Below are 22,236 nucleotides of genomic sequence, written 5' to 3'. Positions count from 1 at the left end.
CCGCTTGGTTCACTTGTCTACCCACTCAATTTTGCAAACACTCTAAAGTTCGTTAGAATGTTTACATGAGAGAACTCAAGAACCACCTTTACGAGCAGGTCGCTCGTATCGGCAAAGCCGTCGCCAGCCCGAAACGCCTGGAGCTCATTGAGCTGCTGTGCCAGGGCGAGAAAACGGTCGAAATGTTGGCTGCCCAGTCAGAAATCAGCGTGAAGCTCGCCAGCGCCCATCTCAAGGAGCTGCGCGTGGCGCGCCTGGTGGATACGCGCAAGGAAGGCAAGTACGTGGTTTACCGACTGGCAAGCACCAGCGTAGCCGACCTCTGGGTCAACTTGCGCTCGGAGGCCGAGGAGCGCCTGGTGGAACTGCAGATGGCGCTTGCCTCCATCGTCGAGCACGGGGAAGACTTGCAGGGCGTCAGCCGTGCGGACATCTTGCGTCGCGCCGCTGCGGGAGAAGTGCTCGTGCTGGATGTGCGGCCTGAAGACGAGTATGCCGTGGCTCACCTGCCTCACGCGCGCTCGCTCCCCGTGGATGAATTGAAAAAACGCATCGCCGAGCTACCCAAGGACGTCCCGGTGGTGGCCTATTGCCGCGGTCCGTTCTGCTTGATGGCCAAGGATGCGGTCGAGTTGCTGCGCAAGAAGGGCTATCAGGCCTTTCACCTCACCGACGGGGTGGCCGAATGGCGCGCGCGTGGCCTCCCGGTGACCGACTGAGCAGAGAACCCCCATGAAGACATTGCTGATCCTGAACGATGCGCCCTACGGCAGTGAGCGCACCTACAACGGAGCCCGACTGGCGGGTGCATTGGCCATGCAGGACGACCACGAGGTCAAGGTCTTTCTCATCGGTGACGCCGCAGCAGCTGCCCACAACAAGCAGAAAGTGCCTTCTGGTTTTTACAACCTTGAGGTGATGCTGGGCGCTGTGGTGAAGCACGGCGGCGTCATCGGTGTCTGCGGCACTTGCATGGACGCACGCGGCATCGCCGCGGAAGACCTCATTGCGGGTGCGCACCGCAGCACCCTCGACGAATTGACCCAATGGACAGCCTGGGCCGACAAGGCCTTGGTGTTCTGACCCAGGAGACGACCATGTTTTTCCGCCAGCGCCCGGCCGCCAACGCCACGCTTTCCTATCTTTTCGGTTGCGTCGGTCTGCAGAAGGCCGTTGCGGTGGACGTCGTCGCCGGCGACGAGGGCTGGTTCATCGAGGAGGCGCAAAGAGCAGGCGCACCTATCGTCCACGTCATCGACACCCATGTGCACGCCGATCACTACTCGGGTGGCCCCGAGCTCGCGCGTCGCGTCGGGGCGGCGTACCACCTCCACGAGAGCAACATCGGACGCGTGGGCTTTGATTTCTCCCCGCTGCGCGACGGTCAGCGCTTGGAAGCCGGTAACGTCGTGGTCGACGTCATTCACACGCCTGGGCACACCCCGGACAGCGTCTGCCTGGCGGTGCGAGACCTGCGCCGGGGCGACGAGCCGTGGTTCGTCATCACCGGCGATACCTTGTTCGTGGGCGCCGTTGGCCGCCCCGACCTGGCAGGACAGGAGCGCGAGATGGCCGGGCAGCTCTACGACACGCTGCAGTCGCGGCTGCTGTCGTTACCACCCGAGCTTGAAATTTATCCGGGCCACCAGGCCGGCAGCGCCTGCGGCGCCGGGCTCTCGGGCAAACCGGCGTCCACCATTGGTTTTGAGAAGCGCTTCAACCCGATGTTGTCGATGTCGCGGGATGAATTTGTTGCCGCGCTGACCTCAGAAATTCCGCCCCAGCCTGCGGACATGGCTCGCATCGTCGAGGCCAACTTGCGCGGCGTGGCGCCAGCCACCGCCTGAACTGTCCATGCAGTTCGGCATTCGCGCCAACCTGGGCCAGTTCCTGCAGCAGCTGCTGCAGGTGCTGCTCGTGGGCATGACCATCGGGATGATGCGCAACGTCGTGCCGGCGCTGGCGGAGTCCGAATTCGGCGTGCCGCGCGGCTCGTTCATGCTGCTCGCGGCCTTCGTCGTTGCTTTTGGGTTCGTCAAGGGCACGATGAACTTCGTGGCAGGACGCCTGGCCGAGGAAATGGGGCGCAAGCGGGTGTTGCTGCTGGGCTGGCTGGTCGCCTTGCCCATCCCCTTGCTCATCTATTTCGCCACCAGCTGGGCCTGGGTCGTCTTTGCCACCGTACTTCTGGGCATCAACCAGGGCCTCACCTGGTCGATGACGCAGACGGCGAAGCTGGACATCACACGCGCCGACCAGCGTGGTCTGGTCATCGGACTGAACGAATTCTCGGGCTATGTCGGCCTGGCCATCGCTGGTGTCATCACGGGCTACCTCGCATCCATGCTCGGCCCGAGGGAGGGACTGCTGTGGTTCGGCATGGTCGTGATCGGGCTGGCCACGGCGCTGTCCTGGCTCTCCATTTCCGAGACGCTGCCTTGGGCGCGTGACGAGGTGAAACGCCATGCAAGCCCCAACGCCACACTGCTGAAGCCTCGTTACCCCCATGCGGTCAGCGACAGACCCTCCACGTCGGAGGTGTTCGCCCTGATGAGCTGGCGTGACCGTCGCATGGCAGCACTCTGCCAGGCAGGGCTTGTCGAGAAGTTTGTCGATGCGTTGGTCTGGGTTTTTTGGCCTGTCTATTTGCACCAACAGGGCGTGAGCCTGCCGGGCATCGGCTGGATAGTCGGCATTTACGGCTTCACTTGGGGTGCCATGCAGTTCTTCACCGGCCGGATGTCCGACCGCGTGGGAAGGCATCTGCTGAACTCTTGGGGCATGTGGGTCTGTGGCGCGGGCGTGGCCCTGATGCCGCTGGGCACGGGTTCGCTGTGGTGGAGCGCATCCGCCGCCATAGCCGGCCTTGGCATGGCCATGCTCTACCCGAACCTGAGTGCTGCCGTGGCCGACATCGCCCACCCCAACTGGCGTGCATCGGCCATCGGTATCTACCGCTTCTGGCGCGACCTCGGCTATGGCATCGGTGCACTCGGGCTGGGCGCAGCCGCTGCGCTGGGTGGCCGCATCGAGAGCGCATTCTGGTTCGTTGCCGTGGCCATGTTGGTGTCCGGCGCCATCCTGTTCCGCTGGGGGGAAGAAACCCACCCCCGGCTCAATCCCGCCACCTGATTTCCCACAACCACCCTGGAGACAACCATGAACACGCGCCGACTCACCTTGACCCTGGCACTTGCAGCTGCTACCTGCCTGCCGCTGGCGGTATACGCCGAGGCCGACAAAGCCACCATCAACGCATTGGAGGGGTACTTCGATTTTGCGGACGCCAACAGCGGCACCATCATGGCCGAGCAACTGGCTGCCGAGGACTACAAAAAGTTGCTCGTGCTCGACGTGCGCGATGCGGGGCAGTTCGCCAAGGACCACATCCCGGGTGCCATGAACATCGAATGGCGTCAGGTGTTCGCGCAGCGCGCCAAACTGCCCAAGGACAAGACCATCCTTGTCTACTGCAACACGAGCTCGTTCGCTGGCCAGGTCGCCATGGCGCTGCGCATGGATGGCTATGAGAACGTGCGCCTGCTGCACGGTGGCTATAACGAATGGAAGGCCGCCGGCGGCATGAACGCCCAGGCACGTGCCGCAAAAAAGAGCTGAGGTTTTTGCATCATGAATATCCGTACATTCGCATTGATTTCCGCCCTGGTGAACACCAGTGCGCTCTCCTGGGCTCAGACTGCCCCTGGGCCTTTGGAGATCGACGGCCGAAAAGTGCTGACCCTGGTCAGCAACGATCCACCTGGCCTGCGCTGCAACAACAACATTCAGGTTGCTGCCGAACTCGCCAACACCTACAAGGTGCCCATCCTCATCTACCCGGTGTCTTTCATGCCAGCCGGCACCAAGGCGCCGATCGTCTGGTTCGGCGGCGAGAACATTGCCCAGAGCGGTGGCAAGCTCAACGGCATGATTTCGTACACCGAACTGGCCGACCGGTTCGAGGTCGAAGGGGTAACGAAGCAAGACAAGTCTGGGTTGCTGATGGCCCCTGCCGTGAACAGCAGTTTCGAGGCGCTGAAGCAAAGCATTAAAGGTAAGCAGCCATAGAGCGGAGAAACTCGCACGGCACTCTCCAACCTGCCGCACGGGGTAGACAGGTTTGGAGAGTGCTGCAGGCCTTCAAGTAGTGCTTGTTTTGAAGCCGTTGCTGCGACCTTACAGTTTAAAATGCCTCGGCCGCGAATGTCTGACACCAGCTTCACTTGACCTTGGTCACGAGCGAGTGAACTGCCGCTTCTGGCCGATTCCTTAAGTCTAGCCTTGGAGCTGACGATCGGCTACCTATCAATATGGGAACGCCAGCTTGGCTCAGTTTTGCGATGGTTGCAGCCGCTCTGCAGCTGTAGGAACAGGCCGCCCCATTGCAAGGTAACGACCAGGAAAGCTCGACCTTATCAGCCAGGATTCAGAGCAGCTCGCCCTCTGATCTTGCGCATCGATTCGCCCTTCAGCTGGACCCGATGAGCTTGATGCACCACGCGATCAAGAACCGCATCCGCGACGGTTGGATCTGGGAAGAAACCGTGCCAAGTGTCCGCAGGGTACTGACTGGTCAGAAGCAGAGATCCCGTGCGCATGCGCCGGTCGGCAACATCGAGCAAGACCTGCGCTGCGGTTGGGGACATTTCCCCGATTCCAAAGTCATCAAGGATCAGCAGGTTGGGTTTGTAGAGGGACGTTTTGAGTTTTGGCAGCGAGGCATCGAGCACCGCTTGACCGATGCTGGTGAAGAGGTCGTTGGCCACGTAGAAGGCCACGGTCATGCCCAGCCGACAGGCCTGGTGGCCGAACGCCGACGCTAGCCAGGTTTTACCCACACCCGTGGGCCCGAGGATCATGAGGTTCTGCTTTCGCGTGATCCAGCTGCAATTGGCCAACGTTGACATCAGCGCCGTGTCCAGCCCTCGACTTGCACGCGCGTCATAGTCTTCAAATGCGGCAATTTCCGGAAAGCCGGCCGATTTCACGAGGCGATTGAGCTTGCGGGAGTTCCTCGTGGAGACTTCCGACTCAAGAAGCAAACCAAAGCGATCGTCAAACGCAAGATGTTGCAGCTTGGCCTGCTCTTGCTGGAGTTCGTAGGCTGTCGCCATGGCGCTCAGGCGCAGTTCGCGCAACTTGCTCAAGTTCTGGGTATGGGTGCTCATGTTTAATCTCCGAAGTATTGGGCGCCGCGCAGGTTGTCGTGCTCCATGCGGGGCGGTGGCGTGGCTGGACGGGGCCGCAGGTCGGCCTGGTTGGTCAGGATCGAAGTGATGCTGCGCAGCGAAGTGATGTTCAGCGGGAGTGCGTAGCGGCAGACGGACTCGAAGCGATCCTCGCCATGGTCCCGCGCCAGATCTCGCATGCGTCGGGCAGCGCGCATGCCATTTGCGGGATCGCGCCGCTCGTTGAGGTGGTAGCCGATCATTTCCTGAGCACTGACGCCCACCGCAGTGGCCCATTGCATCAGCGCCTTGGGCTCGCCTTCCAGAACCCGTTGGTGGGCAACAGGCCGGTGTTCAGGCAGCGTGGTGCTGTTGCCCGGCTCAGTGAGCAGCGCGTGCAACGCTACCCGGCGGCCACCTCGAAACACCTCCACCATGGATGCGGTGATGCGCAGGTCGACGCGTTCGCCAGCCAGCTGAGAGGGAACGGAGTAGAAGCAGCGCAGGTGCTCTACGTGGTGGTCATTGCCCACGCGGACTTGATAGCGCCAGTCGCACAACTCGAAGCGCTTTTGCACAAGCGGCTTGAGCGTGGCGCGTTCATCGCTTTCAAACCTGCTGCGCCGACAGCCTGGCAGCTTCTTGAACGGATGATCGTTGAGCTCGTGGTTCAACCGGCGCAGCTCCTTGTTGAGCTCGTCGATGCTGAAGAACACCCGATCGCGCAGTTTGAACAGTATCCAGCGCTGCGCGATCTGCACGCCCACCTCAGCTTTGGACTTGTCCTTTGGGCGCCTTGGCCTGGCGGGCGCAGGAGCCGTGTCGTAGTGGTGCAGAACTGCTGCCGCATCGGTGGCAGAGCGCTGCCATCTGATTCTCAGCCATGACCGCCAGCGGCGGTCAATATGGGGTGCCCGGACGGATACTTTCATGCGCACAAACGCTATCTGGACAAGCACGGGACTCCCAGCTCTCTGGCTGATCTGGCTCAGCACGCGCTGATTGGCTTTGATGAAGAGACGCCGTTCGTGCGTGCCGCACGCAAGGCATTCCCAATCTGGAACCGCGAAAACTTTGCGGTGCGTACCGACAACGACATGGCACAGATTGCGCTGATCCGAGCTGGCTGCGGTATTGGCGTGTGCCAAATGCATATAGCGGCGCGCGACCTGAATCTGGTGAACATATTGCCTGGCAGCATTCCGCTGAGCCTGGAGACCTGGCTCACCATGCACGAAGATCTGCGCAATAACCCGAGCTGCAAGGTGACATTTGATGCACTGTTGAAGGGGCTACAAGACTACGTGACTCCCTAGCAAGTCGACATCGATCTGACCAGATGAGGTTGCTTGCCAATGACTGAAGAACCTGACTTAGTTGACGGTGTGAGAAAAGAGCCTTGGCGTCTACCAAGGCTCTTTTTCATATTTCCGGCGCTTTTACTACGCAGGCAGGGCGACCAGTGGGTTTCCGTACATAGGGTCATCCTTTTTTGAGGCCAGTGCCTTTTCAAGGTTGATGCCCAGGGCCTTGGCTACGCCTGCACCGTATGCAGGGTCTGCGGCGTGGCAATTGCGGATGTGACGGAACTTGATGAACTCTGGAGCGTCGCCCATGGCTCTGCCGGTGTTGCCAAAAAGCGCTTCCTTCTGACCGTCGTTCATTAGACGGAACAACTTGCCAGGTTGCTCGAAGTAGTTGTGGTCATCTTTGTCGTAGCTCCAGTGGGCTGCATTGCCGGTGAGCTTGAGCGGCGGCTCCGAGAACTGCGGCTGGCCCTGCCATTGGCCAAAGCTGTTGGGTTCGTAGTGCGGCAAAGCACCATAGTTGCCATCGACCCGCCCCTGACCATCGCGGTGGTTGCTGTGCACTGGGCAGCGAGCCTGATTGACAGGGATCTGGTGGTAATTTACGCCCAGTCGATAGCGCTGAGCATCGGCGTAGTTGAAAAGGCGTGCTTGCAGCATACGGTCCGGACTGACACCGATACCAGGTACCAGATTGCTAGGGGAAAAGGCCACCTGTTCAACGTCGGCGAAAAAGTTCTCGGAGTTTTTGTTCAGCTCGAACTCACCAACTTCGATGAGCGGATAGTCGCCCTTGTACCAGACCTTGGTCAGATCGAACGGATGCAAGGCGTACTTCTCCGCATCAGCCTCTGGCATGACCTGAATAAACATCGTCCACTTGGGATATTCGCCACGTTCGATGGCTTCATACAGATCGCGCTGATGGGTTTCACGATCCTGGGCGACCAATTCGCCGGCCTCTGCATCGGTAAGGTTCTTGATGCCCTGCTGGGTCCGGAAATGCATCTTGACCCAGAAACGCTCGCCGGCCTGGTTCCAGAGGCTGTAGGTGTGCGAGCTGAAACCGTGCATATGACGGTAGCTGGCAGGGATGCCGCGATCGCTCATGACGACAGTGACTTGGTGCAGAGCTTCGGGCAGAAGCGTCCAGTAATCCCAATTGTTGGTGGCGCTGCGCAAGTTTGTGCGAGGGTCGCGTTTGACGGCCTTATTCAGATCAGGGAACTGGCGAGGATCGCGGATGAAGAACACCGGAGTGTTATTGCCCACCATGTCCCAGTTTCCCTCTTCGGTATAGAACTTCAGAGCAAAACCACGGATATCGCGCTCGGCATCGGCCGCACCGCGCTCCCCAGCTACCGTAGTGAAGCGGGCAAACATCTCCGTCTTCTTTCCTACCTCGCTGAAAATCTTAGCGCGGGTGTACTTGGTGATGTCGTGCGTGACCGTGAATGTGCCGAAGGCACCCGATCCCTTGGCGTGCATGCGGCGCTCTGGGATGACCTCGCGCACAAAACCGGCCAGCTTTTCATTCAGCCAGACATCCTGAGCCAATAAGGGGCCGCGAGGACCTGCAGTGAGGCTGTCGCGGTTAGTGACCACGGGGGCGCCGAAGTCAGTAGTCATGTGGGTTACGGGGCACTTTTTGGTGTCGTCGCTCATGAATTTCTCCTAATTGGTTGTGGGGCCATCAACGACTATAGGCTAGTTGTTTGATCGCAAGTTTTGATGGTGCAATCTTTTACCTTGAATAGAAGAAAGCATTATGGGCCAGGTTCTGCACGGAAGTGCCACAACGACAAAGGTTGTCCGTCGATCAATACAAAATAGTCAACGCTTTCTGCGCGCCATGAAATCAACCTGAAAACGATAGTGAGGTGGAAGAAACGGACCCCGATCACAGGTCGGCCTATAGGGTCGCATGACTGCTTAGGGTCGAAACTTGAAGCTCGCGTCAGAGTGAAGCGGTCACCGGCCGATGGCCGCCTGCAGCGCCCGGTGAGCAGCGAACGCAGCGAGTGTGGCTTGGTCGGGTGCACCGTAGTCGATGACTTTCAGGGGCGTCTTGGCCAACCAGAGCGATTGCGCCGTCAGCGTTCGATCCGGGAAGTTGAGCAGTCCGACGTGAAGCTGAAATGCCAAGTCGTTGAGCGATCCGAGGACTCTGCGATTTGCCGTCTTTCCAACTGCCCAACGTTGCATCGCACCGCGCTCGGCAGCGGCTTCGTCCGCTGAAACGCCGATTTCGGTGAGGATCGGCTCCAGGGCCTCGCACAGTCGCTGAACGAGGGTTCGACTATCCCGTGCTGGCACCACTACGGGCAGCAAGCTTCGCTCGCTGACAGCGAGCACAACCTGGATTCGGCCAACGCGGATCAGATTGGCGTACCAGTCGCCGAGGACTGTGTCCGGCGGTGCGATCTCTGGATCAGGCTTTGAACTCAGCCGGTCAAGGAGCTTTTGTGTGCAGCGAAGGACAAACACAGTGCAGAGACGGAGAGACAAATGGCAAGTATCGACGCTAACCTATGTTCCCTTTCGGCGGAAGTGCGGTCGTTCCTTTCCCGGACCATCGAACGGCCAGTGATGAACGTCGCCGCTGATCAGGACTCAACATCGAACGACTCAGTACAGCCTGGAGCGACCTTCGCAATTTGGCGTGCGGCTTCGCAGTGACCTCGGTCGTTGAGGGTCGCGCCCGCGATTCACGATCACGGCCACATTGCTGTCATCCAAGCGCCAGGGATGTCGAGGCTCAGAGCTTAGCTAGCAAGAAACTGGTCGTCCAATGTGCAAACGCCAAGCAGGCCGATACAAGCGTTCCTCTTTGGTGCCCCACCTAGACAACTGCAGCCATGTTGGGCAACACGGTGATGTCCCGCGAGGATCACGAGATTCGCACCTGGAAGAAAAGGTAATCAGCGGGCGCGCAGTACATGGAAAACCTGCTGCCTGATCAACCCATGAGCCACAAGGCACCGTGGTTTGACGCTGCACAAGGCATCGCCAGCTCGAAGGCGTCCAGGTCACCCAGTGGCGCGACAATCCAGCGCTCGACCGGAGCGCGCTCAAGGCACTGACGATTCCCGCGCTGCTCATCTACGGCGACTGCACACAGGAGGTTCACCGATCGACCGCGCCGGCCCTCTCCCACGACCTATCACACGGGCGCCAGGCGGAAGTGGCGACAGCGGCCATGGTGTGCACCGCGACAACCCGCAGGCCTTAAACGCGCTGCTGCTGGGCTTTCTGCGTGAGGTGTGCCCGCAGGCAGATCGTCCGGTCGCGGAGCCCGTCCAGCTTCCTTGATGGGACCTCAGCGCATGGCGTGAATCACGCCACGGAAGCATGCGCCTCAGCGGCTCGCCATCAAATCCACCGCCAGCCGCCCCAACGTCTTGATCGCGCCGTCGAACCGCGCGTCGCCTGGGTGCCCTACGTTCAGCCGCATGTGGTGGATGAAGCGGTGGTCGGCCGAGAACAGCACGCCCGGCGCGGTGCTGATGGCGCAGGCCCTGCCCCGCTGGTGCAGCGCCAGCGCGTCCACCTCGGGCGGCAGTTCCAGCCAGAGGAAATAGCCGCCTTCGGGCCGGGTGACGCGGGTACCGGCCGGGAAGTGCCGCTCCACCAGCTTCAGCGCGTGCGCCTGCTGCGCGGCCAGGGCCTCGCGCAGGCGGCGCAGGTGGCGGGCATACCCACCCTGGGCCAGGTAGTCGGCCACCGCCAGCTGCGGGGGAATGGCCGTGGCCAGCGAGGTCATCATCTTCAGCCGCTCCACCTGTGGCGCGTAGCGCCCGGCCGCCGCCCAGCCCACGCGGTAGCCCGGCGCCAGGCACTTGGAGAACGACGAGCAGTGCAGCACCCCGCCCTGCTGGTCAAAGGTCTTGGCCGGTGGCGGGCGCCGCACGCCGGCGTGCAGCTCGCCGTACACGTCGTCCTCGATCAACGGCACGCCGTGCTGCGCCAGCAGCGCCACCAGGGCCTGCCTCCGCGCCACCGGCATGAGCGCGCCCAGCGGGTTCTGGAAGCTGGGCATGAACCAGCAGGCCGCCACCGTCTGCCGCGCCAGAAGCTCGCCCAGCGCGGCCAGGTCCACGCCCTCCTTCGGATCGGTCGCCACCTCCACCGCCTTCAGGTGCAAGCGCTCGAGCGCCTGCAGCGCGGCATAAAACGTGGGCGACTCCACCACCACCACGTCGCCGGGCTTCGTGACCGCCTGCAGGCACAGGTTGAGCGCTTCCATGGCGCCGTTGGTGATGATGAGTTCGTTGTCGGCCAGCGGCACGCCCTGCAGCGCGTAGCGCTTGCGCAGCGCCAGGCGCAGGCCTTCGTCGCCCGCGGTCAGTGCGCCGGTGATCTGGCTGGCCTTCAGGCGGCGCATGGCGCGCGCGCCGCTGCGCGCCAGCTCGTCGAACGGGAACAGGTGCGGCGCCGGAAAGGCCGAGCCCAGCGGCACCACGTCGGCGTCGCGGGTGGAGCCCAGCAGGTCGAACACCAGCTCGCTGATGGCCACCGGCGTGGCCTCGCTGCGCGGGGGCGCCGGCTCGGGGCCGGCCCGCAGCGGGCGGCGCGTGGCGCGCACGAAGTAGCCTGAACGGGGGCGCGCCTCGATCAGCCCCTGCGACTCCAGGTGGCCGTAGGCCTGGAACACGGTGGACGGGCTCACGCGCCGCTGCTCGCAGGTGACGCGCACTGAAGGCAGTCGTTCACCCGGGCGCAGCAGGCCGGCGCGGATCGCGTCGGCCATGTCTTCGGCCAGCTGTTGGTATCGGGTCAGGCGGGTGCCGATCATCTGATCTTCATAGGTCCAATTTTCTGGGTATATTACAGCTCAGATGGTGGACGCCGTGGCCGGAAGCCCATCCTGCTCCAACACACTCGGCGAGTGAACCGGCACCGTCACACCCAACGCGACAGCAGCACCAGCACCAGCGAGGTGGCCACGCCGTTAAGGCCCATGGCCAAGGCCGCGAAGGCCACGCTGCCGGGGTGCGTCTGCAAGACCCGCGCGACGCCGATGGCGTGTGCCACCAGGCCGAGCGTGAAACTGCGCACGACCTCGCCGTCCGCGCCGCCCTCGGTTCCTTCCGCCACCCACAACCAGCGCAGTAGCGGCCCCGCCAGCAAGGGGCCCAGCACGCTCGTGGCCACCACCGCCATGGGCGCCACCGCAGGCACGCCGCCCGCGCGCTCGGCCGCCAGCAAGGCCATGGGCATGGTCGCGGCCTTGGGCGCCAGCGACAGGGCGAATGACATGGGCGTGTCGAGAAGCCAGCACAGCGCCACCGTGCCCAACACCGACACCAGGCAACCCGCGGCCAGCGCCGCCAGCAAGGCCGCCTGCCGGTACAGGGGCACGGCCAGTGCGATGACAGCCGGCCCCGACAGCCAGCGCAGCACCCGGGTAGCCTCGGCGTACACCGGGTAACCGGTGCCGGCCAGCGCCAGCGCGGCGAGCACCAAGCCCGTGCCGGTGAGCACGGGCAGGCACAGCAGGTGGTGGCCACTGCGACGGTACAGCCACAGCGCGGCCAGGTAGGCGGCGAGCGTGATGAGCGACCAAAGCATCAACGCCGCGCCCGCTTCAGGAGGCGCTGCAGGGTCCAGGCGGTGACCACAATGGTCAGGGCCGTGCCCCCCACAGACACCAGCAGGAACGCCACCGCGTGTTGCGCCAGCAGCCCAGCGTACAGGCCCACCGCCGCCACCGACGGGATGAGCAGCAGCATCAGGTGGCGCAGCAGGGGCGCGCTCACATCGTCCAGCGCCTGGGGTACGTGGCCCCGCAGCACCAGGCTCGCCAGGAGTAGCAGCAAGCCCACCAGTGAACTGGGTACCGGCCAGCCGGTTCGCGCTACCAGGGCATCACCCAGCCACTGCAGCGCCACCAGACCCGCCATGGCCAGCAGCGCTTTGGCGGGGCGTGCGATCCGGGGCCACCGGCGGGTGTGTGAATCAGGCATGGAACGAGCATCCGCGCGCCGCTCCTGCCGGCCCGGCTCAGAAACGGCTCTTTTTCCGAAACAGCGCATCAGATGCCATAAACATCGGGATCTGATCTGGTTCGATTTTTTTTCAACTGAATCTGTGCAACCAGATGATCCCCGGCGACCATCGTGGCCATGCTCACCGACACCGGACTCCCTGGCACCGCTCCCGTTGTGAACGCGCTTCACGCTTCACCGTCTCCCCTGCAGCGGGTGGTGGACTCAGGCCTGCTGCGCTGTGCCGTCCCGCGCTCGCTGGGCGGCAAAGGCGGCCTCGACGATCTGGTGCATTCCGCGATGCTTCTGCAACAACAGGACCCCGAGGCTGCGGCGGTGCTGTGGGCGCAGCGCCTGGCCATCGAGGCGCTGGTGCAGACCTTCAACGTGGGGCTGCGTGAGCTCTGGCTGCCCGAATTCCTGAGTGGCACACGGGCGGCCACGCTGGCCCCAGGCTGCCGTGAACTCACCGCTGAAGACACGGGCCGGGGCTGGCTGCTGAGCGGGCGATTGCACGGGGTGCCCAACCTGCCCTGGGAGGGCTTCTCGCTGGTCGCACCGGTGCTCCTCGGTGACGGCAACGCGGGCTGGGTGCTGCTGCGCAGCGAGGAAGACGGTCTGTCGGTTCATGCCGCACCTGAAGCCCACCCGCATGGACACGAATCGTCCCATGCCTCGATCCACCTGAATCGCGTCTTCTTCCGCGAAGACGAATGGCTGGGCGAACGCGACCTGGCGACCCTCCTGACCCCTGCGGCTGAGGCTCTGGCGTCGTGCCGGCCAAGCGCTGCCGCCTTGAACACTTGAATCCCATGACCCATCGCACCATCCCCATCGTCCCGTTCAACAACCGGTCCGCTGAAGACAAGATCCAGGTGCGCTCGATCACCGGCGTGTTCACCCGCTGGCGCTGGGCCATGGTGTGGATCACGCAGCTGGTGTACTACGGCCTGCCTTGGCTCTCCTGGAACGACCGCCAGGCCGTGCTGTTCGACCTGGAGGCGAGCCGATTTTTCCTGTTCGGTGCGGTGCTCTACCCGCAGGACCTGATCTACCTCGCCGGCCTGCTGGTGATCAGCGCCCTGCTGCTGTTTTTCGCGACCACCGTGGCGGGTCGCGTGTGGTGCGGCTTCGCCTGCCCGCAGACGGTGTACACCGAGCTGTTCCAGTGGATCGAGCACTGCACGGAGGGCGACCGCCAGGCCCGCCTGCGGCTGGACCGCAGCCCCTGGAACGCCCACAAGATCACGCGGCGCGGCGGCAAACACCTGGTCTGGGCGCTGCTCGCCCTGTGGACCGGCTTCACGCTGGTGGGCTACTTCACGCCTATCCGCGAACTGGCCCTGGCCGTGCCGTACGAGTTGGGCCCCTGGGAGGGTTTCTGGATCGGCTTCTACGGCCTGGCCACCTACGGCAACGCCGGTTACCTGCGCGAGAGCGTGTGCCTGCACATGTGCCCTTACGGCCGCTTTCAGGGGTCGCTGATGGATCAGCGCACGCTGAATGTCGCGTACGACCACCGCCGGGGCGAGCCGCGCCGGGCGGGTGCCGACAGCGACACCCGCGCCAAATCCGCCGGGCACTGCATCGACTGCACGCTCTGCGTTCAGGTCTGCCCGACGGGCATCGACATCCGCCAGGGGCTGCAGGCGGCCTGCATCGGGTGTGGGCTGTGCATCGACGCATGCAACCAGGTGATGGACAAGATCGAGGCACCTCGGGGCCTGATCCGCATGGCCTCGCTGCGGGAGCTGGGTGGTAGAACGTCGGCGCCAGGGGTGACCCTGCAGCGGTTCTGGCGACCCCGTGTCGTGGTCTACGGAACGCTGCTCCTGATAGCCATGGCGGCCATGACCAACGCGTTCCTGACGCGTTCGGAGGTGCGGCTCAACGTCGTGCGCGACCGCAGCGTGATGGCGCGCACAGTGGACCAGGGCGCGGTGGAAAACGTGTACACCCTGCAACTGATGAACGCATCTGACCGTGTGCAGTCGTTGAGCATCGCGGTGCAACCGGCCGCCGAGCTGCGCCTGCTCAACCATTCCACCGTGGTCTTACAACCCGCGCAGGCCCACACCTTCACGGTGACGGCGCGCATGTCCTACCAGGTCGCAGCCTCAAAGGCAGGAGAGATTATCGACATCCACTTCGAGGTGAGCGATCCGGCCCACCCGTCGCGCGAGCCGGTGCGCGAGCCTTCGACCTTCATCGTACCGCGATAGGTTTCGAAGCGTGGGCCTGCGCGCATCCAACACACCGCGCCCCCTCATCCAGCTGGTCCCGAAGCTGGCCAGATTCCCGGCTAAAAGCTACATCTATCAGCAGGGCGAACCTTCCTCGACCGCGTTCGTGATCCGATCGGGCATTGCCTGCCTGGAGAGCGTCAATCACAGGGGCGAGCGCTGCATCGTTCATTTCCTTGGCCCGGGGGCGCTCATTGGCCACGAAGCCTGTCTGGGCGAGCCACGGTATTTCGATGCCCGTGCCTGCACAGATATCGTGTTGGAGCCATTCGGCAGCCAGGCCAGGTCGGACCCGGGTCGCCACGCGGGCATCCAGTCAGGGTCCGGTATGGCCGTATCACACCTGCTACGGGACATTACAAACTTTCGGGTGGAGCTGCACCGCTCAAGCGCCAGGCGCCGAGTGCTGTTGCTGCTGGAGCAGCTCAGAAAAGCCCACCCCAGAGAAGCCACGCCCCTCTGGCTACCGAGCCGCCAAGACATAGCCGACACGCTGGACATCAACCACGTGACCGCCAGCCGAGTGGTCGCCCGCCTGTACCGCGAGAAGGTGCTGCTCCGGGCCGCCCGCAACGACGAGGTGGGCATTGACTGGCACCGGGTGCACCGCCTGCTGCAAGCGGAACCCTGAGCTTCATGCCCACACCTGTGGTGTCGGCTCGGCGCGGTTTCGAGAAAAAATTTAATCCATCGATATGCAACAACGTTTGCATTGATAGGACAACTTTCACAAGACACCTAAGCTCGCGCTAACAGTCAAAACCCAGCCACCGAACGGCTGGAAAACACAACAAGTCGAGGTGTCTAGACACCTCCGACAGGAGACAAACATGGAGCGTTCGTTCGCTGAAGAGTTCTCACGCCTGTCGCTGGGCGCTGGAGAAAAATTTCATGGTGAAGGCACGCGTTCGCCATGAAGTCGCAGATGTGGCTGATGGACCCCCGGCCCAACCTGACCTCCATCGTCGAGGCGGTTGAGAAGAGCTTTGAGCTCTCCGAAGCCAGCCACACGCCGGTCATGCTGCAGTTGCACATCCGCGCCTGCCACGTGCACGGCTCCTTTGTCTGTAAAGACAGGTTCCTGGGCAAAGGCTTGGCCAGCAACGCAAGCACAGCCTCGCGGTTGACCGTGAAGTGGGTTCGCGTGTTGGCGTGAACACGCGTCGAAATCAAGCCCAGTTGGCTCAACCGGTCAATCGACCGCTGTACCTCCCACCTATTCAGACACCCTGAAAGTGCGTCTAGGGCTACCTTGACGGCTGTTGACTTGAACTCCGAGTCATCCGCACCTTGACGAAGTAGGTAGTGCAACAACATTGCATCGCTGTACTTGCCGTCCTCGTATTTGCGCAAACGATGGAGCAATTCGTTGAAGAGCGCTTTACTGTCCATGGTTCATCTCCCTAAAAAAAGTGACCCGTTTTCGTCTACTCAGCGCCGGGTGCCACGTTGCGCGTTTTGCGCCACTTGGCACGGCGTGCGGTGTTGCGCGTTTTGCGCTACTTGTTCTCGAACGATGTTTACGTGCGACTTCATCACCGACCGTCACGTGACGTTGTGAACGCAGCCTTCAGTTCGAGCAGGCGCTGCCGGTTGGCACGCTTGACCTCGGAATCCACAGGCGCTGGCTCGGTCTCACGGCCCTGGTTGCTGCCGGTCAGCACTTGATCCCGGTGCTGTAGAAGAACGGGCTCAAAGATCGACCTTGGCACGTCGAACTTGGCCGCCACGGTCATCGCGCCAGAGATACCCGGTCGGAGGATTTCGTTGACCTCAGTTGCCTTGAGCCAGGGACCAATGGGTGACAGGTGTTCTACAGCGAAGGCAAAGTTCTGGATAACCCGGACCCCGAAATTAATCCCATGGGATTTCAGTTCGCGGCCCAAGTCACCGGTGCTGAGAATCACACCGTGTTCCTTTTCGTGCGCCTTCTTGAAAGTAGCTACGCCCTGGGCTTTTTCCCAGAATGAAATGTCCCCTCGATTTTCGTTTTCAGCGAGGTGTGCCGAGATGACGTTGGCATCACCTGGCCACGCCTTGACGATTACCTTGAGGGTGTTGAATCGGGAGTCACCATTGGCCTGCAACTCCTTGGCAATCGCCAGTCGAGTGTTGCCACCGCCATAGGGGTGGTACTTCGACGAGTCGGGCCGCCTCGTGACGGTAATCGGGTTCGTGATGCCATCCGCAACGATACTTGCGCGGATGTCGTCATACCTCGGGTTGTTGCCCGTTCGAGGGTTGTGCTCATAGGTTTCAACCTCACCGATGGGCAAGATTGAAAACGAATCGTCTGCGTCGGCCTGAGGGTCCAGTGATGGGCTCTGTGCCATGAGCCTGCTCGGCCGACCAATCTGACCCAGGTTTGCGCGCGCTTGATCGGCCACGGCCGCATTTCTGGCTTCCGTTCTCGATGTGGTCTGGGGTCTGGGTGTGAGGCTCAAACGAGGCATTGGCGCACCATTGCGAGCCAGCGTCGCTGCGCGCTCTACAGCCGTCAGCGTTTCGGGAGTTTTCCGGATGGCCATCTCACTCCTCCGTTTCGAGGTCTGTGTCAGGCTCTTGGGCAGCAACGGCTCGCGGTAGAACGATCAAATCGCCCTTGTGGTTAGGTGTGAACTTGCCCTCCAGAGAGGGAATGAGCTCCCACATCAACCGGTGCATGATGTCTCCTGCTTTGCCGGGATCTATCCAATGCACAGGGACCTGAGCAGTCGAGGCTTTCGGAAAAGCAGCGATAGCTGGAACCATGGTGTCCATCACGGTCACCTTGCCTCGCAGCTCGATGAACTGCTCACGAATTAGCGTGGTGATCGTGCGGCTGTCTACCGTGTTCTGGTAGTGGTTGATCACCGCTTTCATTGGAGGGACCGAGTAGCCCATGTTCCCGGCGGACTCATGTCGGTCGATCAACAAGAGTGAGCCTGAAATGAATTCCCGTGCTGAAACGATGTCCGGCTTGGCCGGTATCAGCAGCATGTCGGCAGCATTCACCGCGGCATCCTGCAGGTGACCTACGGCTCCCTGCGTGTCGATAATCACCACGTCATATTTGGACGACACAGCATCGTTTTTAATGGCCATCCGAATTCGAACCAGACGGTCGAAGCGGTTTGCTAGCCAGTCTTGAAGGGCGCTGTCGTACTTGAATACCCCCCGCTCCTCATCCCATGTTTGGGTATCAGAACGAACCAGGTGTAGGAACCCGCCTCGGACGTTGAGAACCGAGACGTCCCCCCGGAAGGTTTCGGGAGGTAGGCTCACATGACTGATGCAGTCGTCGGCGAGTGCTCCGCGCTGGATCATGGTCGTGAGGCCATGCTCAGCAATATGAGAGAGCTGAAAGTGGCGCGTCAATGCCGGTTGGATGTCGGCATCGATAAGAAGGACACGGTATCCCATGTCCGCCAACAAACCACCAATGTTGGCACAGAGTGTGGTTTTTCCTACGCCGCCTTTGGTGGCAACTACTGAAAGAGTGAGCATTCGATCCTCGCTGAACTGGGTTAAACCTGTTCAGGCGTGATCAGCACTTTTTTATCAAACCAATTTCAGATATGAGTACTTATTGCTCTACTATTGAATTAATTAATCGCAAATAGTAGACCTATAATATACATCGTGGAATATCAAGGCTCGGCGGATCAACACCGCCAGAGACCCGGAACAGTCGCAATATTTTCCCTCGTTTTTTTGGTCATGGTCTACGTCAACGCGATGCTGGCTGTGAGCTTCATCGTGGCGGCCATCGGCGCACAAAAAGACTTGCGTTTCCAACAAAAAAGCCCGATCAGATGTCTCTGATCGGGCTTCCCAGGCGTGTCCGCCAGGTCAATAGATCAACCTCAGTCCTCGACAAAGGCCTCTTCGCGTTTCTTCTTGATCGAAGGCAGCAGCACCACCGTGAGCAGGATCGCGGCGATGGCCAACAAGCTGGCGGACAGCGGCCGGGTCACGAACACCGACCAGTCTCCGCGGGAGATCAGCATGGCGCGGCGCAGGTACTCTTCCATCATGGGGCCCAGGATCAGGCCCAGCAGCAGAGGCGCCGGTTCGCAGCCGAGCTTGATGAACAGGTAGCCGATGAAACCGAAGATAGCAACCATCCAGATGTCAAAGCTGTTGTTGTTGGTCGAGTACACGCCGATGGCGCAGAACAGCACGATGGCCGGGAACAGCCAGCGGTAGGGCACGGTCAGCAGCTTGATCCAGATGCCAATCAGTGGCAGGTTCAGGATGATCAGCATCGCGTTGCCGATCCACATCGAGGCGATCAGGCCCCAGAACAGCTCGGGGTTGCTGGTCATGACCTGCGGGCCCGGCTGGATGTTGTGGATGGTCATGGCGCCGACCATCAGCGCCATCACGGCGTTGGGTGGAATGCCCAGCGTCAGCAGCGGGATGAACGAGGTTTGCGCACCCGCGTTGTTGGCCGCTTCGGGCCCTGCCACGCCGCGGATGTTGCCTTGTCCAAAGGGCACTTCACCGGGCTTGAGCTTGATCTTCTTTTCGAGGGTGTAGGCCGTGAAGGCCGACAGCAGCGCACCGCCACCGGGCAGGATACCCAGGGCCGAGCCCAGGGCGGTGCCGCGCAGCACGGCGGGCAACATGTTCTTGAAGTCTTCCTTGGTGGGCATGATGCCTTCGACCTTGCCGGTGAAAACTTCCCGGTGTTCTTCGGGGCGCGACAGGTTGCTGATGATCTCGCCGTAGCCGAACAAACCCATGGCGATGGCCAGGAAGCTGATGCCGTCGGTGAGTTCAGGAATGTCGAAGCTGTAGCGCGCCACGCCAGAGTTCACGTCGGTCCCCACCAGTCCCAGCAGAAGACCCAGCACGATCATGGCCAAGGCCTTGATCAGCGAGCCCGATGCCAGCACCACGGCGCCGATCAGGCCGACGATCATGAGCGAGAAGTATTCGGCGGGGCCGAACTGGAGCGCCACCTCGGTCAGCGGTGGCGCAAATGCAGCCAGGATCAGTGTGCCGACGCATCCGGCGAAAAAAGAACCCAGACCAGCGGCCGCCAGAGCGGGGCCTGCCCTGCCCTTGCGCGCCATCTGGTAACCATCGATGACAGTCACCACCGATGATGCCTCGCCCGGCAGATTGACCAGGATGGCGGTGGTGGAGCCGCCGTATTGCGCGCCGTAATAAATGCCGGCCAGCATGATGAGCGCAGCCACCGGCGGCAAGCCGTAGGTGGCGGGCAGCAGCATCGCGATGGTGGCAAGCGGCCCGATGCCGGGCAACACCCCGATGAGCGTGCCCAGCAGGCAGCCCACGAAGGCATAGATGAGGTTCTGGAAGGTGAAGGCGACGCCAAAACCCAGCGCGAGGTTGTCAAACAATTCCATGGTGGTGCCTTGTGATCAGTTCGTCAGGAACGCAGGCCACACCGGGAACTGCAAGCTCAAAAGTTTGACAAAAGCACCGTAGCTGCCAATTGCCAGGATCGTCGCCAGAATGAGCGTCGGCTTCAGCTTGGCGCCCGGTTGCGCCAGGCTGGAGATGAGCACCAGCGCATAGATCGCCACGATCAGGCCCATGGCCGGGAAGCCGATTGACGGCAGACCCACCAGCAAGGCACCGAAGGCCAGGTTGGCCCCCAGCACGAAACCCAGCGGGCGCCAGGCAAACGCACCGATCTTGTCACCGCCGGGATGGCCCTTGGTGAACGACTGAAACGTGATGATGATGCCGAGAATCGCCAGCAGAATGCCCAGCATGAGCGGGAAGTAACCCGGGCCCATGCGGGCGCCCTCTCCCACGGTGTATTCCGTGGCGCCCCAGGCAAACGACCCACCCACCGTGGTGAACATGAGTCCCGAAAAAAAGTCCTTCTGACTGGCCAGGGCCACGATGCATCTCCTCTTGTTTGGAATGTGGGGCATTCTGGAGGACTGCCAACAGGAAATCGTTGTGGGTTTCACCTACCGAGGGATTACACCTAGTCTTGCCCGACAGGTGTTCCCGCCGTTCACCGGGAGCGGAAGCGTTCCGCCGGGATGCAGGTCACCAGGTGCCGGCGGGGCGTTTCCTGCGCACAAAGGACGCGATGAGGTCGGCGGCCTCCTGACGCGCGCCCCGCCGCGCGAAATCAATCGCTGTCAGGCCCTGTTCGTTGCGCAGCAGGGGATCGGCCCCCTCTTCCAGCAACAGCTTCACCACGGCCGGGTGGCCGTAGTGCGCCGCCATCATCAGAGGCGTGCTCCGGTTGGGTGATTCGGCGTCGATGTAGGCGTGGTGCTCCAGCAGCAAGCGAACCATGTCTTCGCTGGCCTCTGTGGCGTTGGAGGCAGCGTAGTGCAGGGCCGTCCATCCCGGTTTGTTGACCTCGGCTTTGCGCTGGATCAGGCGTCTGGCCATGTCCAGATCGCCCTTCAGAGCCGCCAGCATCAACGGGCTTTCACCGTTGGGGTTGCGTGCCTCAACCTTGACCGAGGGTTGTTCCAGCAGGAACAGGGCCACCTTGCGCGAACCCTCGCGCACGGCGATCAGCAGCGCGCCTTCACCGCGTTGGTCAACGGTGTTGAGATCAAACCCACGCAGGGTGAGCCCGACCATCACGGGCTCGTTGTCCAGTTTGGCGGCGCTGAAAAAATCTTCGAAGGCGCCCGCGGAGGCTCCTGAAGTAAATGCAAAAAAATATGCAAAAACAATAAACTTTTCAATGAACTTAAAGTGTTTCATGAATATTTTCAGACCACAACGCGATTGAAAAGCTGCTCAAAATTGCGGCTGGTGGCGTCGGCCACGGCTTCCACAGCCATGCCCCTGACCTCTGCAATCTGCTGAGCCACAAAGGGCACGAAGGCCGGGTTGTTGGTTTTGCCGCGGTGGGGTACCGGTGCCAGATACGGGCTGTCGGTTTCGATCAGCATGCGGTCAAGCGGCACGAACCGAGCGATCTCGCGCAGATCGCCGGCATTGCGAAAGGTCAGGATGCCGGAGAAAGAGATGTAGAAATCCAGGTCCAGCGCGGCGCGGGCCACCGCCTCGGTTTCGGTGAAACAGTGAAAAACCCCCCGCGATCTGGGCCACTCTGAAGGGGCCGTGCTGTCAAAGCCGCCCTCTTCGCGCAGGATCGCCAGCGTGTCTTCCGACGCGCTCCGGGTGTGGATCACCAGGGGCAGGTCGGTCTGGCGGCCGGCCCGGATGTGGGTGCGGTAGCGATCGCGCTGCCAGGCCATGTCGGCCACGCTGCGGCCGTTCAGGCGGTAGTAGTCCAGCCCGGTTTCCCCCACGCCCACCACCCGCGGGAGCGCTGCGCGCTGGAGCAGGTCGTCCAGCGTGGGCTCCTGCACGCCTTCGTTGTCGGGGTGCACGCCCACCGTGGCCCAGAGGTTGGCGTGGTCACGCGCCAGCCCGTGCACGTCGTCAAACTCTTCGAGCGTCGTGCAGATGCAGAGGGCGCGATCCACCTGAGCCTGGCTCATGGCGGCCAGGATCGCAGGCAGGTTCCCGCGCAGTTCCGGAAAATTCAGGTGGCAATGGGAGTCGGTGAACATACGGGGCTGGTTGCGGCGAG

At 61.9% G+C, this 22,236-nt stretch carries 25 protein-coding genes and 1 pseudogene; 13 read left to right on the top strand and 13 right to left on the bottom strand.

Going from position 1 to position 22,236, the window contains the following annotated elements:
- The first annotated feature begins 65 nt into the window (after positions 1-65).
- From AC0GNO_RS03310 to AC0GNO_RS03285, 6 genes are read left to right on the top strand one after another with little or no spacing between them, the layout of a single operon-like run.
- Complete coding sequence (locus AC0GNO_RS03310) at positions 66-719, top strand: ArsR/SmtB family transcription factor (RefSeq protein WP_472902930.1); 654 nt, start codon at positions 66-68, stop codon at positions 717-719.
- A 13-nt stretch (positions 720-732) separates the two neighbouring features.
- Positions 733-1,083: a DsrE/DsrF/TusD sulfur relay family protein gene (locus AC0GNO_RS03305; protein WP_472902929.1), complete on the top strand. Its 351-nt coding sequence runs from the start codon at positions 733-735 to the stop codon at positions 1,081-1,083.
- A 14-nt stretch (positions 1,084-1,097) separates the two neighbouring features.
- Entirely contained in the window at positions 1,098-1,847 is a 750-nt protein-coding gene (locus tag AC0GNO_RS03300; RefSeq protein ID WP_472902928.1) for an MBL fold metallo-hydrolase, read from the top strand.
- A gap of 7 nt (positions 1,848-1,854) precedes the next feature.
- On the top strand, positions 1,855-3,132 hold the full coding sequence (locus AC0GNO_RS03295; protein ID WP_472902927.1) for an MFS transporter: 1,278 nt from the start codon (positions 1,855-1,857) through the stop codon (positions 3,130-3,132).
- Positions 3,133-3,159: 27 nt separating this feature from the next.
- Positions 3,160-3,618, top strand: a complete 459-nt coding sequence (locus tag AC0GNO_RS03290; protein WP_472902926.1) for a rhodanese-like domain-containing protein — start codon at positions 3,160-3,162, stop codon at positions 3,616-3,618.
- A gap of 12 nt (positions 3,619-3,630) precedes the next feature.
- Positions 3,631-4,068 carry a hypothetical protein gene (locus tag AC0GNO_RS03285; RefSeq protein WP_472902925.1) on the top strand — a complete coding sequence of 146 codons (438 nt, stop codon included), beginning with the start codon at positions 3,631-3,633 and terminating at the stop codon, positions 4,066-4,068.
- A 347-nt stretch (positions 4,069-4,415) separates the two neighbouring features.
- Here AC0GNO_RS03285 and istB read toward each other — a convergent pair whose 3' ends face one another.
- A complete protein-coding gene (gene istB, locus AC0GNO_RS03280; RefSeq protein ID WP_472902924.1) occupies positions 4,416-5,168 on the bottom strand; it encodes an IS21-like element helper ATPase IstB in 753 nt (250 codons plus the stop codon).
- A gap of 2 nt (positions 5,169-5,170) precedes the next feature.
- Positions 5,171-5,929 (bottom strand): Mu transposase domain-containing protein, encoded by a 759-nt coding sequence (locus AC0GNO_RS03275; protein WP_472902923.1) that lies wholly within the window; start codon positions 5,927-5,929, stop codon positions 5,171-5,173.
- Positions 5,930-6,073: 144 nt separating this feature from the next.
- On the opposite strand from AC0GNO_RS03275, the gene AC0GNO_RS03270 reads away from it, so the two are divergent.
- The gene (locus AC0GNO_RS03270; protein WP_472902922.1) at positions 6,074-6,484 is read left to right on the top strand and encodes a LysR substrate-binding domain-containing protein; all 411 of its coding nucleotides are present in this window, start codon (positions 6,074-6,076) and stop codon (positions 6,482-6,484) included.
- A gap of 126 nt (positions 6,485-6,610) precedes the next feature.
- Here AC0GNO_RS03270 and AC0GNO_RS03265 read toward each other — a convergent pair whose 3' ends face one another.
- Positions 6,611-8,140, bottom strand: a complete 1,530-nt coding sequence (locus AC0GNO_RS03265) for a catalase (RefSeq protein ID WP_406560094.1) — start codon at positions 8,138-8,140, stop codon at positions 6,611-6,613.
- A gap of 103 nt (positions 8,141-8,243) precedes the next feature.
- Between AC0GNO_RS03265 and AC0GNO_RS03260 the strand changes: the two are divergent.
- Positions 8,244-8,395, top strand: a pseudogene (locus tag AC0GNO_RS03260) (IS481 family transposase); the annotation flags it as partial.
- Between the two features lie 51 nt (positions 8,396-8,446).
- On the opposite strand, the gene AC0GNO_RS03255 reads toward AC0GNO_RS03260, so the two are convergent.
- The 4 genes from AC0GNO_RS03255 to AC0GNO_RS03240 all read right to left on the bottom strand — a co-directional run bounded on the left by AC0GNO_RS03255 (position 8,447) and on the right by AC0GNO_RS03240 (position 12,441).
- Positions 8,447-8,962, bottom strand: coding sequence for a DUF6933 domain-containing protein (locus tag AC0GNO_RS03255; RefSeq protein WP_413964545.1), 516 nt, complete (start codon positions 8,960-8,962; stop codon positions 8,447-8,449).
- An 871-nt stretch (positions 8,963-9,833) separates the two neighbouring features.
- Entirely contained in the window at positions 9,834-11,270 is a 1,437-nt protein-coding gene (locus AC0GNO_RS03250) for an aminotransferase-like domain-containing protein (protein WP_472902921.1), read from the bottom strand.
- Between the two features lie 107 nt (positions 11,271-11,377).
- Positions 11,378-12,046 carry an LrgB family protein gene (locus AC0GNO_RS03245; protein WP_472902920.1) on the bottom strand — a complete coding sequence of 223 codons (669 nt, stop codon included), beginning with the start codon at positions 12,044-12,046 and terminating at the stop codon, positions 11,378-11,380.
- Positions 12,046-12,441 (bottom strand): CidA/LrgA family protein, encoded by a 396-nt coding sequence (locus AC0GNO_RS03240; RefSeq protein WP_472902919.1) that lies wholly within the window; start codon positions 12,439-12,441, stop codon positions 12,046-12,048. Before AC0GNO_RS03240 ends, AC0GNO_RS03245 begins: the two co-directional genes overlap by 1 nt.
- A 159-nt stretch (positions 12,442-12,600) precedes the next feature.
- Between AC0GNO_RS03240 and AC0GNO_RS03235 the strand changes: the two genes are divergently transcribed.
- The 4 genes from AC0GNO_RS03235 to AC0GNO_RS03220 all read left to right on the top strand — a co-directional run bounded on the left by AC0GNO_RS03235 (position 12,601) and on the right by AC0GNO_RS03220 (position 15,861).
- Complete coding sequence (locus tag AC0GNO_RS03235) at positions 12,601-13,269, top strand: hypothetical protein (RefSeq protein ID WP_472902918.1); 669 nt, start codon at positions 12,601-12,603, stop codon at positions 13,267-13,269.
- A gap of 5 nt (positions 13,270-13,274) precedes the next feature.
- Positions 13,275-14,684: a cytochrome c oxidase accessory protein CcoG gene (gene ccoG / locus AC0GNO_RS03230; protein ID WP_472902917.1), complete on the top strand. Its 1,410-nt coding sequence runs from the start codon at positions 13,275-13,277 to the stop codon at positions 14,682-14,684.
- Positions 14,685-14,694: 10 nt separating this feature from the next.
- Positions 14,695-15,336 carry a Crp/Fnr family transcriptional regulator gene (locus AC0GNO_RS03225; protein ID WP_472890587.1) on the top strand — a complete coding sequence of 214 codons (642 nt, stop codon included), beginning with the start codon at positions 14,695-14,697 and terminating at the stop codon, positions 15,334-15,336.
- Positions 15,337-15,618: 282 nt separating this feature from the next.
- Positions 15,619-15,861, top strand: a complete 243-nt coding sequence (locus AC0GNO_RS03220; RefSeq protein WP_472902916.1) for a hypothetical protein — start codon at positions 15,619-15,621, stop codon at positions 15,859-15,861.
- 379 nt (positions 15,862-16,240) lie between these two features.
- Here the strand turns inward: AC0GNO_RS03220 and AC0GNO_RS03215 are convergent, their stop codons facing one another.
- Positions 16,241-17,038 carry a hypothetical protein gene (locus tag AC0GNO_RS03215; RefSeq protein ID WP_472902915.1) on the bottom strand — a complete coding sequence of 266 codons (798 nt, stop codon included), beginning with the start codon at positions 17,036-17,038 and terminating at the stop codon, positions 16,241-16,243.
- A 196-nt stretch (positions 17,039-17,234) separates the two neighbouring features.
- Complete coding sequence (locus tag AC0GNO_RS03210) at positions 17,235-18,191, bottom strand: ParA family protein (protein ID WP_472902914.1); 957 nt, start codon at positions 18,189-18,191, stop codon at positions 17,235-17,237.
- Between the two features lie 135 nt (positions 18,192-18,326).
- On the opposite strand from AC0GNO_RS03210, the gene AC0GNO_RS03205 reads away from it, so the two are divergent.
- Positions 18,327-18,509, top strand: a complete 183-nt coding sequence (locus AC0GNO_RS03205; protein ID WP_472902913.1) for a hypothetical protein — start codon at positions 18,327-18,329, stop codon at positions 18,507-18,509.
- 41 nt (positions 18,510-18,550) lie between these two features.
- Here AC0GNO_RS03205 and AC0GNO_RS03200 read toward each other — a convergent pair whose 3' ends face one another.
- The 4 genes from AC0GNO_RS03200 to AC0GNO_RS03185 form a co-directional block, all read right to left on the bottom strand.
- Complete coding sequence (locus tag AC0GNO_RS03200) at positions 18,551-20,062, bottom strand: tripartite tricarboxylate transporter permease (RefSeq protein ID WP_472889256.1); 1,512 nt, start codon at positions 20,060-20,062, stop codon at positions 18,551-18,553.
- Between the two features lie 15 nt (positions 20,063-20,077).
- Positions 20,078-20,566 carry a tripartite tricarboxylate transporter TctB family protein gene (locus AC0GNO_RS03195; protein WP_472889257.1) on the bottom strand — a complete coding sequence of 163 codons (489 nt, stop codon included), beginning with the start codon at positions 20,564-20,566 and terminating at the stop codon, positions 20,078-20,080.
- 154 nt (positions 20,567-20,720) lie between these two features.
- Entirely contained in the window at positions 20,721-21,272 is a 552-nt protein-coding gene (locus tag AC0GNO_RS03190) for an ankyrin repeat domain-containing protein (RefSeq protein ID WP_472902912.1), read from the bottom strand.
- A 134-nt stretch (positions 21,273-21,406) separates the two neighbouring features.
- Positions 21,407-22,216 (bottom strand): TatD family hydrolase, encoded by an 810-nt coding sequence (locus AC0GNO_RS03185; protein ID WP_472902911.1) that lies wholly within the window; start codon positions 22,214-22,216, stop codon positions 21,407-21,409.
- Positions 22,217-22,236 lie beyond the last annotated feature (20 nt).

The sequence above is a fragment of the Hydrogenophaga sp. L310 genome, assembly GCF_055703065.1.
The sequence above is the reverse complement of the archived record's forward strand: the minus strand, read 5'-3'. Positions and strand labels throughout refer to the sequence as shown.

Excerpts from the sequence above, each read along its gene's own strand:
- AC0GNO_RS03185 (WP_472902911.1), bottom strand. The coding sequence starts at position 22,216 with ATGTTCACCGACTCCCATTGCCACCTGAATTTTCCGGAACTGCGCGGG.
- AC0GNO_RS03265 (WP_406560094.1), bottom strand. The coding sequence starts at position 8,140 with ATGAGCGACGACACCAAAAAGTGCCCCGTAACCCACATGACTACTGAC.
- AC0GNO_RS03220 (WP_472902916.1), top strand. The coding sequence starts at position 15,619 with ATGAAGTCGCAGATGTGGCTGATGGACCCCCGGCCCAACCTGACCTCC.
- AC0GNO_RS03210 (WP_472902914.1), bottom strand. The coding sequence starts at position 18,191 with ATGCTCACTCTTTCAGTAGTTGCCACCAAAGGCGGCGTAGGAAAAACC.
- AC0GNO_RS03215 (WP_472902915.1), bottom strand. The coding sequence starts at position 17,038 with ATGGCACAGAGCCCATCACTGGACCCTCAGGCCGACGCAGACGATTCG.
- AC0GNO_RS03250 (WP_472902921.1), bottom strand. The coding sequence starts at position 11,270 with ATGATCGGCACCCGCCTGACCCGATACCAACAGCTGGCCGAAGACATG.
- AC0GNO_RS03285 (WP_472902925.1), top strand. The coding sequence starts at position 3,631 with ATGAATATCCGTACATTCGCATTGATTTCCGCCCTGGTGAACACCAGT.
- ccoG (WP_472902917.1), top strand. The coding sequence starts at position 13,275 with ATGACCCATCGCACCATCCCCATCGTCCCGTTCAACAACCGGTCCGCT.
- AC0GNO_RS03245 (WP_472902920.1), bottom strand. The coding sequence starts at position 12,046 with ATGCTTTGGTCGCTCATCACGCTCGCCGCCTACCTGGCCGCGCTGTGG.
- AC0GNO_RS03190 (WP_472902912.1), bottom strand. The coding sequence starts at position 21,272 with ATGGTCGGGCTCACCCTGCGTGGGTTTGATCTCAACACCGTTGACCAA.
- AC0GNO_RS03235 (WP_472902918.1), top strand. The coding sequence starts at position 12,601 with ATGCTCACCGACACCGGACTCCCTGGCACCGCTCCCGTTGTGAACGCG.
- AC0GNO_RS03295 (WP_472902927.1), top strand. The coding sequence starts at position 1,855 with ATGCAGTTCGGCATTCGCGCCAACCTGGGCCAGTTCCTGCAGCAGCTG.
- istB (WP_472902924.1), bottom strand. The coding sequence starts at position 5,168 with ATGAGCACCCATACCCAGAACTTGAGCAAGTTGCGCGAACTGCGCCTG.
- AC0GNO_RS03270 (WP_472902922.1), top strand. The coding sequence starts at position 6,074 with ATGGGGTGCCCGGACGGATACTTTCATGCGCACAAACGCTATCTGGAC.
- AC0GNO_RS03305 (WP_472902929.1), top strand. The coding sequence starts at position 733 with ATGAAGACATTGCTGATCCTGAACGATGCGCCCTACGGCAGTGAGCGC.
- AC0GNO_RS03310 (WP_472902930.1), top strand. The coding sequence starts at position 66 with ATGAGAGAACTCAAGAACCACCTTTACGAGCAGGTCGCTCGTATCGGC.
- AC0GNO_RS03240 (WP_472902919.1), bottom strand. The coding sequence starts at position 12,441 with ATGCCTGATTCACACACCCGCCGGTGGCCCCGGATCGCACGCCCCGCC.
- AC0GNO_RS03200 (WP_472889256.1), bottom strand. The coding sequence starts at position 20,062 with ATGGAATTGTTTGACAACCTCGCGCTGGGTTTTGGCGTCGCCTTCACC.
- AC0GNO_RS03290 (WP_472902926.1), top strand. The coding sequence starts at position 3,160 with ATGAACACGCGCCGACTCACCTTGACCCTGGCACTTGCAGCTGCTACC.
- AC0GNO_RS03300 (WP_472902928.1), top strand. The coding sequence starts at position 1,098 with ATGTTTTTCCGCCAGCGCCCGGCCGCCAACGCCACGCTTTCCTATCTT.